We start from the raw sequence: 13,801 nt of genomic DNA on the forward strand, positions 1-13,801 counted from the left end.
AGAGCGACGACGGCGCCCCCGCGGAGAGCAGGGGCGCCGTCGGCTGCTCACACAGGCCATGGCCATCCTTCAAGCCGCTCCCGGCCCTCCTGCCGGACACGGTGCCGGCGATGGAGCGCGGACACGGTGCCGGCGATGGAGCGCGGACACGGTGCCGGCGATGGAGCGCGGACGCGGTGCCGCGCCTCGTCAGACGCCGACTCGAAGCTCATCGACGGTGGAGACGATCTCGCACCTCCAGGGGTCGGACAGGACGGGCGTACTACCTGGTCCGATCCCCTACCGCCACTGCGCGTCCCCGTCGACGTACAGCCAGCGCCCGTCCACCCGGATGAACCTGCTGCGCTCCTCCAGCAGCCCCGGCTGCCCGCCGCTGCGGAACGACGCCCGGTACTCCACGAACCCCGCATCGTCCGACTGGCCGCCGTGGGTCGTGTCGACGATCTGCAGGCGCCGCCATTCCGTGTCCCCGTCGAGGTCGATGCCGAGCGGCCGCGTCGACGCGTGCCAGGAGTCGAGCAGGTACTGCTCGAGCCCGAGGGCGAACGCGGAGTACCTCGACCGCATCAGGGCGAGCGCCGTCCCGGCAGCACCACCCCGGTGGAGCGGTGCGCAGCACTCCTCGTACGGCACGGCGGACCCGCAGGGGCAGTCGTCGGACACCGGGGGTCTCAGGAGATCTCGTCGGCCACGCGGACGAGGACCTTGCCGACGGTCCCGTCCTCCACGGCGTCGTGGGCCGCGGCGGTCTCCTCGAGCGGGAACCAGGTCAGGGGGAGCCCGGCATCCTCCCCGACGGGCAGCGCACCGCTCCGCAGGGCCGCGGTGATGTCCTCCGCTGCCGCGTCGAGCGCATCCTGCCCCACGGTGTAGAGCAGGAGGCCCTGCCACCGGACGTTCTTCGCGAAGCTCTCGATGATCGGCGCGGAGAAGTGGTCCCCGCCGTTGTTCGCGTAGTAGGCGATGCTGCCGTGGTTGGCGATCACCGCGACGTCGAGGGCCGCGTTCTGCGCCGGGGACACCTCGACGACGTGGTCCACGCCGTCGGGCGCGACCTCACGGATGCGATCTGCGAGCGCCTCGTCGGGGTAGCGCAGCACGTGGTGCGCCCCTGCGGCCCGGGCGAGCTCGGCCTTCGCGTCGCTGCTGACCGTGGCGATGACGGTCGCCCCGGCCCAGACGCCGAGCTGGATCGCCGCGTGGCCGACGGCCCCGGCGCCGCCCTGCACGAGGATCACGCGCCCCTCGAGTGCGCCGGGTGCGAGACGGGACGGGCCGTGCTCGTGGACGGTCAGCGCACGGTGCGCGGTCATGGCGGGTACACCCAGACTCGCCGCGAGACCGAGGTCGACGCCGTCCGGCAGGACGACCGCACGCTCGGCGGGCACGACGGAGAACTCCTGGGCCGTGCCGGTCGGTCGGCCGTGAGCCGCCAGGTACAGCCACACGCGGTCACCGATCGTGTGCCCGTCGGCGCCGTCGCCCACGGCGTCGACCACACCGGCGCCGTCCTGGTTCGGCACCACCTCGGGGAACGCGATGGTCCCGCCGGCACGAGCCTTCCAGTCGGTCGGGTTGACGCCCGACGTGACCACACGGACCCGTACCTCCCCGGGGCCCGGCTCGGCGATCTCACGCTCCACGACGGAGAGGACGGACGAGGGGCCTGGGGAGGTGTAGACGATTGCCTTCATGGTCAGAGCGAACCACGGAGGTCTGCACGGCATTCCCGCCGCATTCGCCCGCGACCCCGACGGTGCCTCGGTCCGCCTGGATAAGCGCCTGCACGAACGGCTGCACAGTCGTCCGGCACCGGAACCCGCGCGGGCATGACGACGGCGCCTCCGCTGGTCCGCAGGGGCGCCGTCGTGGGTCAGTGGTCCCTGCGTCAGCCGCGCGCGGCGAGGAACGCCTCGAGAGCCGGGAGGTCGTCGGTGGTGATGTGGTCCACGCCGGCGTCGGCCAGCTCGGCCCAGATCGCGTCGCGGGCGGCGCCGGGGAGGTCGGGGGTCGCCCAGAAGCGGACGCGCGAACCCTGCTGGTGCGCTGCTGCGACGTAGGCCTCGAGCTCGGCACGCTCGGCGACGGGCATCTCGCCCACCCCACGCCAGGTGAACAGCTGGGTCCAGTTGTAGCTGATCAGCGGCATGAGCGACGACGGGAGCGCACCCCCGAGGTCCGTCGCCCGGCCGTCGTAGGAGCTGAGGCGCTGGCGGTCCGCGGCCATGGTCGCGAGCGGCCGGTTACCGCTGATGACGACACTCACCGCGCCCCGCTCGACCGTGCCGTTGCCGTAGCGCGTGAGCATGCTGCGGTGCTCCTCGAGTTCCGCCTCGATGGCCGCCCACGTCTGCCCGGCGTCGCCCTTGATGTCCACGAGGAGCTGGAACTCGCCGTCCCACCCCGGGTAGACGCTGCCGGCCCTGCCGCGGACGAGCTCGTCCAGCGGGTCGAGGTACAGGCTCTCCAGAGTGACACCCGGGGTCACGTCCTCGGCATCGTGGGCCACGAGCAGCTCCCCGTCGACGAGGTGGACATCGGCTTCGACACTGGTGAAGCCGTGCTCGAGTGCGTCGTACAGCGGACAGTCGTGCTCGTAGTCGTTGTGCGCGTGGGCGGCGGCCTGCGGGTCCCCGAGGACGACGTCGTCGCGGGCGGGCGCGGCGGACGCCGGCAGCGTAGCGAGTGCGGCGGGCAGGGCCAGGGCGGTGGCGGCGAGCAGGACGGGCAGGGTACGGGCGATCGGCATGGGCCTTCGGCTTCCTCGTGGGGTGCGGTGACTCCCCACGCTAGGAAGCACGGGTGATCGGAAGACCGACGCCGGTGGGCCGCCGGATGAACCTGCGGTACCGGGAACCACGCCGCCACCGGCGGGACCACTGCTCAGCCCAGGGTCTTGAGGTACCGCACCAGCTCGCGAGGAGCCGAGGCGGGAGCGACCGCCTCGACCGCTGCGTTGTAGTTGGTGTTCGTGTTCACGTCGTAGGTCAGCACCCGGCCGTCGGCGGTCTCGATGAACTCGATGCCGCACACCTCCAGGTGGTTGCGCCGCGCGAACTCCTCGAACTGCGCGATCACCGGATGGTCGAAGTCCTCGCGGAGACTGAAGAGCTGCTGGTCCGGCTCGGGGGCGATGGTCGCCCCGGGCGGCATGATCGGCTTGCCGGTCTCCGGGTCGAGGGCGCAGGCGTCTGCCGGGCAGAGCTGGAAGCCACCGCGGGCCGTGTCGGCCTTGATGGCGTAGACGAAGCGGCCGCCGACGATCTCCGCACGGGTGATGAAGGGCTCCGCGGCCTGGATGAACTCCTGCACGAGCGTGATGCCATCGGCAGGCTCCTCGAACTCGCCCGACGCCACGTAGGCGGCGAGCTCGTCATGGGACTCGAACTTCCGGACCCCGAGACCCTTCCCGCCCTGGTTGTGCTTGACGATGAACGGCGGGTCGAAGCCCTGCGCCGCCTCCACGATGCGCTCACGACCGACGGCGGCCACGGTGCGCGGCGTGTCGATACCGGCGGCCCTCAGCGCGGTGAGCTGGTCGACCTTGCTCATCTCGAGCTCGAGGACGCGGCGCCCGTTGACCGTCCGGCGGCCGTGCGCCTCCAGCCACGACAGCACGGAGCGCGCGTAGTCCTTCGACAGACCGTGGTCGCGGGTGTGTGCGGAAGCGCTGATCCGGGACCAGAAGATGCCCTCCGGGGGGACCGCGTCCAGATCCAGCACACCGTCCGTGAGCAGCCACTCGACCACCTCCACCCCCTCGGCTTCGAAGGCGCGCGCGAAGGGCGGGAACCACTCGGGGTTCTCGTGCAGGGCGTAGACCGTGGTCACGGATCGTCCTTTCGTCGTGGGACAGGCTCGCCCCGCATAACCCGTGCTCCCGGGCACCTATTCCGCCCTGGCCGGACCCGGGCCCGGCCAGGGCGGCCTCTCCCCGGCTAGTCGATGAAGATGTCGTTCCCCGGGCCTATGGGCAGGTCGAGATAGAAGAACACGGTGAGGATGGCCACCCAGGCCAGCCAGAACGGCACCACGAAGGGCAGCATCCTGGCCATCAAGGTGCCGAGCCCGGCGTTCGGCTCGTACTTCCGCAGCATGGTGAGCAACACGATCATGTAGGGGTTCAGCGGCGTGATGACCTGCGTGGCCGAGTCACCCACGCGGAACGCCCCCTGGATGAAGGCCGGCTCGTAGCCGAGGAGCGCGAACAGCGGCACGAACACCGAGGCCATCAGGGTCCACATGGACGAGCCCGAGATGATGAACAGGTTCAGGACGGAGGCGAGCAGGATGAACGCGAGGACCGCCGGATACCCCGTCAGGCCGATGGTCTCCAGGCCCGTCGCGCCCGCGACCGCGATCCAGGACCCGATGCCGGACCAGTTGAAGAGGGCGATGAACTGACCGAGGATGAACGCCAGCACCAGGAAGCCCGCCATGTCCTTGATGGCTTCGCCCATGACCCGCGGGACGTCGCGACCCGTGGTGATGGTCCCGACGACGCGTCCGTACACCAGGCCCGGGATGGTGAAGAGCAGGAACACGATGAAGACGATCGAGCTGAGCAGCGGCGAGCGCGGCAGGAATCCGCCGGTCTCGTTGCGCCACGGCGAGTCGGGGATGATCACGGCCACGAGGATCACGAGCGCGACGACGGCGCCCACGATCACGGACCAGCGCAGGGCGCGTGCCTCGACCGGCTCGAGCCCGGCCGTGAGCGCCACGGGCGCGGAGGCGTGCTCCCCGTCCTCGACGACCTCGTCCACGGGGACGTCCTGCCGGGCCAGGCGCGGCTCGAGCACCCTGTCGATGATGAACCCGGCGATGAGGATCAGCACCAGCGAAGAGGCGATGTTGAAGTAGTAGTTGGACAGCGGCGTGACCGGGGCGCCCGCGTTCGGCAGGTTCTCGGTGACGGCCGTCGTGATCCCGGCGAACAGTGCGTCGAGGCTCGTGACCAGCAGGTTGGTGGAGTAGCCCGCGCCCGCGGCCGCGAAGCCGCCGAGCAGTCCCGCCACCGGGTGGCGCCCCGCAGCCTTGAACACGAGGGCGGCCAGGGGCGGGATGATGACGAAAGCGGAGTCGGACATGACCGAGCCCACCACGCCCACGAAACCGACGGCGTAGGGCAGCGCCCAGCGGGGAGCGGACCCGAAGACCCGCCGGATGAGCGCGCCGAGGAGCCCGGACTTCTCCGCGACGCCCACGGCGAGCAGGATGGGCAGCACCGTGGCGAGCGGAGGGAAGCCCAGGTAGTTGGCCCCGATGTTCTCCGTCAGCCAGGTCAGTCCCTCACCCGTGAAGAGCCCCCTGATGACCGTGGCCTCCTCGGCGCCGGGCACCTGGACGGTCACGTTCGCGAGGGCCATGCCCGTGGTGACCACGGCCGTGATCGCGAACAGGATGAGGAACAGCATGAACGGATCGGGCAGCTTGTTGCCGACCCGCTCGACGCCGGTCAGGAAGCGGTCGCCCAGCCCGGGACGGGCTGCTGCAGTGGATGACATGCGTTCTCCTTGGCGGTGGGTGCTGCGGATGGGCGATGCTGCTGGTCGGCGCTGGTCAGGCGAAGTAGGACGGCACGTCGATCGCGCCGCCCTGGTCCTCGAACTCCTCGTGGACCGCGGCACGGAGCAGCGGATCGGTCAGGTAGTCGAGGGCCGTCAGGGCGAGCCCGACGGCGCCGTCCAGCGCCCCCTGCTCCGCCGCCGCGCTGCGGGCCGCCTCGGCGAAGGCGCGCGTGTGCAGCGCCGTGGCCGGTTCGGCGATGCGGATGAGGGGATGGATCCCCGGGACGCGGTAGCTCACGTTCCCGAAGTCGGTGGAAGCGGCAAGGGTCTCCGAGACGACACCGAGCGGGAGCGGTGCCCGCCCCCGCCGCTGCTGGGCGGCCACCCAGCGACCGGTCAGCGCGGTGTTGGTGCGGATGGGGAGCGACGGCGGATGCTCGTCCCACTGCAGCTCCACGCCCGTGCCGGTCATCAGCGCGGCGCCGCGGGCCACGTCCTCGAGGCGCACGCTGAGGTCCCTCAGCGTGGCCGGCTGCTGGGACCGCGCGTAGAGCTTCAGCACCGCACGGCCGGGGATGATGTTCGGGCTCTGCCCGCCCTCGGTGAGGTTGGTGTGCACCCGGTCCGACGGCGGCAGCTGCTGCCGCAGCAGGCCGATGCCCTGGTACGCGAGGTTCGCGGCGTCGAGCGCGTTGCGCCCCATGAAGGGCTGCGCGGATGCGTGGGCCTCCACCCCCGTGAAGGTGATGGTGAGCAGGCGGCGTCCGAGCCACACCTGGTCGGCGAGGTCGTAGCCGTAGGGGTGCACCATGATCGCGGCGTCGACGTCGTCGAAGGCTCCGTGGCGCGCCATGACCTCCTTGCCGGAATGTCCCTCCTCGGCCGGGGTGCCGAGGAACACGACGCGGCCGGGCAACCGGTCCGCCACCGATGCCAGAGCGAGGAACGCGCCGAGTCCGGCCGCGGCGATCACGTTGTGGCCGCAGGCGTGGCCGATCTCCGGGAGGGCGTCGTACTCGGCGAGGACCGCGATGGTGGGCCCCCGCTCAGCGCTGCCGATCTCCGCCCGCACCGAGGTCTCGACCCCGTGCACGCCGAGGCGGGCGTCGAGGCCGTGCCGGGTGAGCTCCTGGTGCAGCAGCGTCGCGCCGGCGTGCTCCCTGAACGCCGTCTCGGGGTGGGCGTGCAGGTGCTGGACCACGTGCCGCAGGCGCCCTGCCACGCCCTCGACCCCGCGCTCGACGTCGTCGGCCAGGGCGGCCGGCGCCCCGTCGAACGGCGAGGGGTCCGGCGTGGCCTCCGCGAGGAGGGTCCGCGTGCGTTCGTCGATGGCTCGGAGGTAGGCCCGGTCCGGGTCGGTGGGGTGGCTCATTCGAGTAGCTTAGGCAACGATCAGCCTGCTGTGCAGACCCCGCGGGACCTCCGGAGTAACATCCCGGCCGGCGTCCCGAAACATAATCTGCCCGAAATATCCCGGCAACACCGCTCCCGAATCATGAAGGGGTCGCCGGCCGCAGCACGAGCCGGCGGACCGCACATCCCGAATCCTGAGGAGCACCCGATGTCCGTCGTCGCCACCCCCGCCACCGCAACCGCAACGTCCCGGATCCTCGACCTGGGTTCGGTGACCGCGGGCACCGTGGTCGAAGCGCGCCGGAGGGGCGAGGTCCACTACCGCGGCTGCGTCGAGGACTCGGCACCCGGGCTCGGCGTGGTGTGGGTCCGCGACACCCTGGCCGGCCACCGGGCCATCCTCCACCTCGATGACTACAGCATCTGGCGGGTCACCGCCTGACGGCCGTGGACGACATCAGCGCAGGACCCGGTAGCTCGCGTGGACGACGCCCGAGGCATCGTGGCTCCGCCCACCGCGATGTCGCCGGTGCCGACGCAGCCCGGCCTGCGTCCCGGTCTTCGGGCGCGGAGCGGTGCCCGAAGACTACGCCGGATGGGGTCGGAGGACCGGTCCCGGCCATGTTCCCCTCCTAGACTGGGACCATGACTGCAACCCTCGTGGCGAAGGACCTGTCCGGGGGACACGCCCACCGCACCCTCTTCTCGAAGCTCGACCTCACCGTCGCGCCCGGGGACGTGGTGGGCGTGGTGGGGGCCAATGGCGCCGGGAAGACGACCCTCCTGCGGCTGCTCGCCGGCGCCGACACCCCGATCGCCGGAACGGTCCGCACCACGCCTCCCGATGCCTTCGTCGGCTGGCTCCCGCAGGAGCACGAGCGGCTCGACGGCGAGACCGTGGCCGGGTACATCGGCCGCCGTACGGGGACGACGGCGGCGACCCTCGCCATGGAGGATGCCGCGGCCGCCCTCGGGAGCGGGGCCAGGGGAGCGGACGACGCCTATGCGGCCGCCCTCGACCACTGGATGTCCTCCGGCGCCGTGGACCTCGAGGACCGCATGCCGTCCGTGCTGGCCGATGTCGCCGGAGCGATCGACCCTGCCACCCCCACGACGGCGCTCTCCGGCGGACAACTGGCCCGCGTGGCCCTCGCGGCCCTGCTCCTGAGCCGCTTCGACATCGTGCTGCTCGACGAGCCCACCAACGACCTCGACCTCGCGGGCCTCGAGCGCCTCGAGTCCTTCATCCAGAACCTGCGCGGCGGCGTCGTCCTCGTGTCCCACGACCGCGAGTTCCTCGCCCGCTGCGTGACCACCGTCGTCGAACTGGACCTGGCGCAGAACAGGGTGGCCGTGTACGACGGCGGGTACGACGCCTTTCTCGAGGAACGCGCCGTCGCTCGGCGCCATGCCCGCGAGGCCTACGAGGAGTACGCGGACAAGAAACAGGACCTCGTGGGACGTGCGCGGACGCAGCGGGAATGGAGCTCGCAGGGAGTCCGCAACGCGATGAAGAAGAGCCCGGACAATGACAAGATCCGCAGGAAGGCGAGCGTCGAGTCCTCCGAGAAGCAGGCGCAGAAGGTCCGGCAGATGGAGTCGCGGATCGCCCGGATGGAGGAGGTCGAGGAGCCGCGCAAGGAGTGGCAGCTGCAGTTCACCATCGGGTCCGCAGCGCGCTCCAGCTCGGTCGTGGCAACCCTGAACAACGCCTCGGCGACGCTGGGGTCCTTCACGCTCGGCCCGGTGTCACTCCAGGTGAACGCCGGCGAGCGCATCGGGATCACCGGGCCGAACGGCGCCGGGAAGTCCACCCTCCTGCGCCTCCTCCTCGGCCACCAGGAGCCGGACGACGGCGGCTCGGCCCTCGGCTCGAGCGTCGCCATCGGGGAGATCGACCAGGCCCGCGGGCAGCTCGACGAGACCCTGCCGCTCGGCGAGGCCTTCGAAGCGCTCGTCCCGGAGATGACGCAGGGCGAGGTGCGGACGCTGCTCGCGAAGTTCGGCCTGAAGGCGGACCAGGTGCGCGCCGCCGTCGGATCCCTCTCCCCGGGGGAACGGACCCGTGCCGGGCTGGCGCTCCTGCAGGCCCGCGGCGTGAACCTCCTCGTCCTCGACGAACCGACCAACCATCTCGACCTCCCCGCGATCGAACAGCTGGAGGACGCCCTCGAGTCCTACACCGGCGCCCTCCTGCTCGTCACGCACGATCGGCGCCTGCTCGAGAACGTCCGGCTCGACGGCCGCTGGCAGGTCGACGCGGGCAGGGTCACGGTCGACTGAGTCGGCGCCTTCGCCGCGCACGACACGATCGTGACACCATGGGGACCGGGGCAGGGACGACCGGCCCCCCGGACGAGGGCGCCGTACCCGGAGTGCGACAAGACGGCGCGTGGGAGTTCATCATGGCCTGGCTCGTCCTCATCATCTCCGGAATCCTTGAAGCTGTCTGGGCAACAGCCCTCGGCAGGTCGGAGGGCTTCAGCAGACTCGTGCCGAGCCTCGTCTTCGCCGTCGCGATCATCGCGAGCATGGCGGGCCTGGCCTACGCGATGCGCTCGCTGCCCATCGGTACCGCCTACGCGGTCTGGGTGGGGATCGGGGCGTCGCTGACCGTCGTCTATGCCATGGCCACGGGCGCCGAGCCCGCGTCCCTCCTGAAGATCGTGTTCGTCCTGATGATCGTGGGCGGCGTCGTCGGGCTGAAGCTGTCCCACTGACACCGTCCGCCCGACGCGTGGCGCGACCGCGGGGCGGCTAGACCCCGATCAGTCCCTGCAGCGAGGCCGCGAGGAGCTCCAGCGTCCGCGCATCCGCCGGAGAGAACCCACGCGGTGTGTCCGACACCACGCACAGCGACCCGATCCGCCAGCCCCCCGGGCCGAGCACCGGGTATCCGGCATAGAAGCGGATGCGTGGTCCTCCGGTCACGAGGGGGTTCGACGAGACCCGCGGATCCAGGGCGGCATCGGTGACGACGAAGGGCTGGGCATCCCCGACCGTGCGGTGGCAGAAGGATGTCTCCCGCGGGCCGTCCGTCCCGATGGTCCCGGAGATCGAGGTGATGACCTGCCGGTCCCGGGTGATCAGGGCCAGCGAGGACGAGCAGCCGGGGAAGCGGCGCGCCGCCTCCGCCGTGATGGCGTCCACCTGGTCCTCGCCGACGCAGCGGAGGAGACCGGTCCGCTCGAGCGATTCGAGGCGCAGGAGTTCGGCGCGGCGCGCGCTGACCAGGGGTGCGATCAGGTCCGCGGGCGAGATGCCGCAGGTGCTCCAGGAGGCAAAAGGCTCCTCCCGGTCAGCCCATGCCGGCTGCCTCCCCGACGGCGCCCGGGTCCCGGTACCGGGCGTCTCCTCGGCGAGGACGTTGACGGCGCGGGCGATGAGGTCGCGGTCCTCGGGCCGGGCGGTCAGCAGGCCGTTGAGGTACCCGTCCACCACGACGCCGTCGGCGGACCCACCGAGACCGACGTACACGACCCACGCCTCGAAGGGGTCCGCGCCGACGTCCGCCAGCACCTGCCGGGTCAACCACTGCTGCGTGACTGCTTTCACGTTCGGTCCCGTTCTCGTCAGCGTCCCGGTGGACGCGCGGTCGGCCGGAGTGACACACGCCACGGCCCCGGTGAGCATGATTCGACGCGGCAGGGCCGGCGGATGTGTCCCCCTCCGGAGTCTTGCGGGGGTTTCGACGGGCTGCCTTGAGGTACTGCCGCGAGCTTGCGCCAAAACTGAGCGTCAGCGACCGCTTCAGTTGACGTGCGGTTGCGAGGATCGGTCGAGGCTCAGCTGGGGGCCGCGACGAGGAGCTGACCACGATGCAGAATGACGACACCCTGACGGCCATGGAGTTCGCCGGGCTCTCCACCTACGAGACCTGGATGCACTACTGCAACATGGGCGGCTGGACCGACTACTTCGAGTTCGACGCCTACCTGTACGGCGTGTACACCCTCGACGACGACGACGCGGATCTCGTGTCGCAGGCCGTCAACGAACTCATCGACGACGCCTGCCCCGCCGACGAGGCGGCCCTCTGCCGCGCCCCCTACTCCTCGACAGCCGTCACGGACCGCACGGTTGCCGACGTCGTCCTCCATGATGCGATGCTCGACGACGGCCTGTTCGAGGACACCCTGCCGGGCTGCATCCTGCCCGGCGTCGGACCGGGCACGGAGGGCGAGGACGCAGGCCGACTCGACGAAGGGCCCTTCCGCGTCCCCGTGGACGACCTCGTGGGTCCGCACTCGCCCGACACCTTCGGCTCGCTCTTCCTGACGGGCCTCGACGTCCGCCCCCTCAGGGGCCGCCCGGGCGTCCCCCTGCCGCCCGGCGCGCCCCTCGAGCTGCTCGGCGAGATCCTCGACAGCGGCGTGATCGGCCGGATCATCTCGCGCGAGCGGCGCTAGCCCTACCGTCCCGGTTCGCGCTCCAGCGCGACGTCGTGCTCGGCGTGCGCCTTCCGGATCATCTCCATGAACTCGGTCTCGTTCCGGATGAGCCGCTTGAACTTCTCGGGCAGGGTCCTGAGCTCCCGCTCCTCGGCGCACAGCCGCGCGTAGATCTTCTCGCGCTCGCTGATATCCGTCTCGTAGGTGAGGTCCAGGTACTCGGCAGCGTGCCGTTTGGCTCCGGAGATCGCGTTCTTCGCCCGGCCCTTGGGGCTCAGCACCGAGGCCAGCACGGTCACGACGAGGACCCCGAGGATCACGCTCAGCGACAGGCCCGTGCTGATCTCCACGACCTCCACGTGCTCGCCGTTGTTGATGAAGGGGAGGTTGTTCTCGTGCAGCGCGTGCAGGATGAGCTTCACGCCGATGAAGCCGAGGATGACGGCCAGTCCGTAGGAGAGGTAGATGAGGCGGTCGAGCAGCCCGTCGATGAGGAAGAACAGCTGCCGCAGCCCCATGAGGGAGAAGGCCGTGGCCGTGAACACGATGAACGTGTTCTGGGTGAGGCCGAAGATCGCGGGGATGGAGTCGAGGGCGAACAGGATGTCGGTCGCGCCGATGGCCACCATCACGAGGAGCATCGGCGTGAGGACGCGCTTGCCGTTCTCCATGGTGAACAGCTTGTCGCCGTCGTAGTGCTCCGACGCCGGGAGGAAGCGCTTGGCGAGCCGGATCACCAGGCTGTCGCCGTCGTCGTCGTGCCCGCCCGGCTTCAGCAGGTTGCCGGCGGTGATGAGCAGGATCAGCCCGAAGATGTAGAAGACCCAGGCGAAGCTGTTGATGAGGGCGGCGCCGAGGAAAATGAACCCGGTCCGCGCGATCAGCGAGAAGACGATGCCGAAGAGCAGCACCTTCTGCTGGTCCGCCCGTGGCACCTTGAAGCTGGACATGATGATGAGGAAGACGAACAGGTTGTCCACGGAGAGCGCCTTCTCCGTGACGTAGCCGGCGAAGTACTCGGTGCCCATGGTCGGTCCGCCGAACAGGAGGACGCCGATGCCGAAGACCAGAGCGATCCCCACATAGATGGAGGACCAGATGGCGGACTCGCGGAGGGTCGGCGTGTGCGCCTTGCGGACGTGGAAGAAGAAGTCGAAGAGCAGCAGTCCCACGATGCCGATCACCGTGGCGGTCCAGACGTAGAACGGTACTTCCATGATGCAGGCTCCTCAGAAGATGCCGGCGGCGAGCCGGTACGGTCCGCCCCCGGTCGTGATCGTAACGGTACTGGCCTCCCCCTAGACTGGCGCAGTCCGTACCTTTATGACGAGGGGATGCCATGAGCCCGATGATGCGCGCCGCGGTACTGCGTACCGCCGAACTGCCTGCCCCGTATGCACGGAGCAAGCCCCTCGCACTGGACCTGGTTCCCGTGCCCGCACCCCGTGCGGGTGAGGTCCGCGTGCGGATCGCCCGGGCCAGCCTCTGCCACTCGGACCTCTCGGTGATCAACGGGTCCAGGGTCCGCCCCCTGCCGATGGCCCTCGGTCACGAGGCGACCGGCGTCGTGGAGAGCGTGGGCGACGGCGTCGACGACGTCCGGCCCGGGGACCACGTGGTCCTCGTCTTCGTACCCGCCTGCGGCTCCTGCCGCGCCTGTTCCGCCGGGCGGCCGGCGCTCTGCTACCGCGGCGCCGAGGCCAACGGCAGTGGTGACCTGCTGCACGGTCCGGCCGTCCTGGCCACCGCCGACGGAGAGCGCATCAACCACCACCTCGGCGTCTCCGCCTTCGCCGACTACGCCGTCGTGGCCCGGGAATCACTGGTGGTGATCGACGACGACGTGCCGTTCGACATCGCCGCGATGTTCGGCTGCGCGGCGCTCACGGGCATCGGCGCCGTCCTCAACACGGCGGAGGTGGCCGCGGGACAGTCCGTGGTCGTGTTCGGCCTGGGCGCCGTGGGCCTGATGGCGGTCATGGCCGCCGCGCAGATCGCGGGCACCACCGTGATCGCGATCGATCCCCTGCAGTCCAAGCAGGAGCTCGGTCTCCGGTGCGGCGCGCAGCACGCTGGTGGTCCGGAGGACGCCGCGGACCTCGTGCGGCAGGCGACGGACGGCGGGGCCGACGTCGTCATCGAGGCCGTGGGCAGCGCCCGCGTGCTGGAGTCGGGGCTCCAGCTGCTCGCCCGCGGCGGCGCGCTCGTCTCCGTCGGACTGCCCCACCCCGATCAGGCGATCTCGACCCAGGCCCTGCAGTTCGCCGGTATGGGCCGGCGGCTGCTCGGCTCCTACATGGGGGACGCCGTGCCCGAGCGGGACATTCCCGCCTACCTCGACCTCTGGCGGAGCGGGAAGCTCCCCGTCGAACTTTTGCACACCGACACCCGACCCCTGGCCGACCTCAACGAGAGCCTCGACGCCCTCGCCGAGGGCCGGGTGGTGCGGCGGATCTTCACCGTCGACTGAGGCTTTGTTGTCATTGGCACCAATTCCTGAAGCGTGCTTACCATGAGGGCAGCACGTCTATCCAAAGGAGAACGACA

13 protein-coding genes and 1 riboswitch are annotated in these 13,801 nt (G+C 70.6%); of the genes, 5 read left to right on the forward strand and 8 right to left on the reverse strand.

Going from position 1 to position 13,801, the window contains the following annotated elements; translation table 11 throughout:
- Positions 1–279: 279 nt before the first annotated feature.
- From ACTIMO_RS01040 to ACTIMO_RS01065, 6 genes are all read right to left on the reverse strand, one after another.
- Positions 280–663, reverse strand: coding sequence for a YchJ family protein (locus ACTIMO_RS01040; RefSeq protein WP_422390705.1), 384 nt, complete (start codon positions 661–663; stop codon positions 280–282).
- Between the two features lie 8 nt (positions 664–671).
- Positions 672–1,694 (reverse strand): NADPH:quinone reductase, encoded by a 1,023-nt coding sequence (locus ACTIMO_RS01045; RefSeq protein WP_448181186.1) that lies wholly within the window; start codon positions 1,692–1,694, stop codon positions 672–674.
- Between the two features lie 194 nt (positions 1,695–1,888).
- On the reverse strand, positions 1,889–2,749 hold the full coding sequence (locus ACTIMO_RS01050) for a phosphatidylinositol-specific phospholipase C/glycerophosphodiester phosphodiesterase family protein (protein WP_448181187.1): 861 nt from the start codon (positions 2,747–2,749) through the stop codon (positions 1,889–1,891).
- A gap of 134 nt (positions 2,750–2,883) precedes the next feature.
- On the reverse strand, positions 2,884–3,831 hold the full coding sequence (locus tag ACTIMO_RS01055; RefSeq protein ID WP_055767032.1) for an ATP-grasp domain-containing protein: 948 nt from the start codon (positions 3,829–3,831) through the stop codon (positions 2,884–2,886).
- 107 nt (positions 3,832–3,938) lie between these two features.
- Positions 3,939–5,507: an AbgT family transporter gene (locus ACTIMO_RS01060; RefSeq protein ID WP_448181188.1), complete on the reverse strand. Its 1,569-nt coding sequence runs from the start codon at positions 5,505–5,507 to the stop codon at positions 3,939–3,941.
- A gap of 55 nt (positions 5,508–5,562) precedes the next feature.
- Positions 5,563–6,882 (reverse strand): M20 family metallopeptidase, encoded by a 1,320-nt coding sequence (locus ACTIMO_RS01065; RefSeq protein WP_448181189.1) that lies wholly within the window; start codon positions 6,880–6,882, stop codon positions 5,563–5,565.
- A gap of 189 nt (positions 6,883–7,071) precedes the next feature.
- On the opposite strand from ACTIMO_RS01065, the gene ACTIMO_RS01070 reads away from it, so the two are divergent.
- The 3 genes from ACTIMO_RS01070 to ACTIMO_RS01080 all read left to right on the forward strand — a co-directional run bounded on the left by ACTIMO_RS01070 (position 7,072) and on the right by ACTIMO_RS01080 (position 9,583).
- On the forward strand, positions 7,072–7,305 hold the full coding sequence (locus tag ACTIMO_RS01070) for a hypothetical protein (protein ID WP_055767023.1): 234 nt from the start codon (positions 7,072–7,074) through the stop codon (positions 7,303–7,305).
- 203 nt (positions 7,306–7,508) lie between these two features.
- On the forward strand, positions 7,509–9,146 hold the full coding sequence (locus ACTIMO_RS01075; RefSeq protein ID WP_448181190.1) for an ABC-F family ATP-binding cassette domain-containing protein: 1,638 nt from the start codon (positions 7,509–7,511) through the stop codon (positions 9,144–9,146).
- Positions 9,147–9,199: 53 nt separating this feature from the next.
- A riboswitch (guanidine-III (ykkC-III) riboswitch) is annotated at positions 9,200–9,258 on the forward strand.
- 10 nt (positions 9,259–9,268) lie between these two features.
- Positions 9,269–9,583 carry a DMT family transporter gene (locus ACTIMO_RS01080; protein ID WP_448181191.1) on the forward strand — a complete coding sequence of 105 codons (315 nt, stop codon included), beginning with the start codon at positions 9,269–9,271 and terminating at the stop codon, positions 9,581–9,583.
- 37 nt (positions 9,584–9,620) lie between these two features.
- Here the strand turns inward: ACTIMO_RS01080 and ACTIMO_RS01085 are convergent, their stop codons facing one another.
- Positions 9,621–10,418, reverse strand: a complete 798-nt coding sequence (locus tag ACTIMO_RS01085; RefSeq protein WP_448181192.1) for a GAF domain-containing protein — start codon at positions 10,416–10,418, stop codon at positions 9,621–9,623.
- Between the two features lie 263 nt (positions 10,419–10,681).
- On the opposite strand from ACTIMO_RS01085, the gene ACTIMO_RS01090 reads away from it, so the two are divergent.
- On the forward strand, positions 10,682–11,272 hold the full coding sequence (locus ACTIMO_RS01090) for a hypothetical protein (RefSeq protein ID WP_448181193.1): 591 nt from the start codon (positions 10,682–10,684) through the stop codon (positions 11,270–11,272).
- 2 nt (positions 11,273–11,274) lie between these two features.
- On the opposite strand, the gene ACTIMO_RS01095 is transcribed toward ACTIMO_RS01090, so the two are convergent.
- Positions 11,275–12,471: a TerC family protein gene (locus ACTIMO_RS01095; protein WP_448181194.1), complete on the reverse strand. Its 1,197-nt coding sequence runs from the start codon at positions 12,469–12,471 to the stop codon at positions 11,275–11,277.
- A 134-nt stretch (positions 12,472–12,605) separates the two neighbouring features.
- Between ACTIMO_RS01095 and ACTIMO_RS01100 the strand changes: the two genes are divergently transcribed.
- A complete protein-coding gene (locus ACTIMO_RS01100; RefSeq protein ID WP_448181476.1) occupies positions 12,606–13,724 on the forward strand; it encodes an alcohol dehydrogenase catalytic domain-containing protein in 1,119 nt (372 codons plus the stop codon).
- Positions 13,725–13,801: the final 77 nt, after the last annotated feature.

The sequence above is a fragment of the Arthrobacter sp. CP30 genome, assembly GCF_053470025.1.

Excerpts from the sequence above, each read along its gene's own strand:
- ACTIMO_RS01045 (WP_448181186.1), bottom strand. The coding sequence starts at position 1,694 with ATGAAGGCAATCGTCTACACCTCCCCAGGCCCCTCGTCCGTCCTCTCC.
- ACTIMO_RS01050 (WP_448181187.1), bottom strand. The coding sequence starts at position 2,749 with ATGCCGATCGCCCGTACCCTGCCCGTCCTGCTCGCCGCCACCGCCCTG.
- ACTIMO_RS01060 (WP_448181188.1), bottom strand. The coding sequence starts at position 5,507 with ATGTCATCCACTGCAGCAGCCCGTCCCGGGCTGGGCGACCGCTTCCTG.
- ACTIMO_RS01065 (WP_448181189.1), bottom strand. The coding sequence starts at position 6,882 with ATGAGCCACCCCACCGACCCGGACCGGGCCTACCTCCGAGCCATCGAC.
- ACTIMO_RS01070 (WP_055767023.1), top strand. The coding sequence starts at position 7,072 with ATGTCCGTCGTCGCCACCCCCGCCACCGCAACCGCAACGTCCCGGATC.
- ACTIMO_RS01075 (WP_448181190.1), top strand. The coding sequence starts at position 7,509 with ATGACTGCAACCCTCGTGGCGAAGGACCTGTCCGGGGGACACGCCCAC.
- ACTIMO_RS01080 (WP_448181191.1), top strand. The coding sequence starts at position 9,269 with ATGGCCTGGCTCGTCCTCATCATCTCCGGAATCCTTGAAGCTGTCTGG.
- ACTIMO_RS01090 (WP_448181193.1), top strand. The coding sequence starts at position 10,682 with ATGCAGAATGACGACACCCTGACGGCCATGGAGTTCGCCGGGCTCTCC.
- ACTIMO_RS01095 (WP_448181194.1), bottom strand. The coding sequence starts at position 12,471 with ATGGAAGTACCGTTCTACGTCTGGACCGCCACGGTGATCGGCATCGTG.
- ACTIMO_RS01100 (WP_448181476.1), top strand. The coding sequence starts at position 12,606 with ATGCGCGCCGCGGTACTGCGTACCGCCGAACTGCCTGCCCCGTATGCA.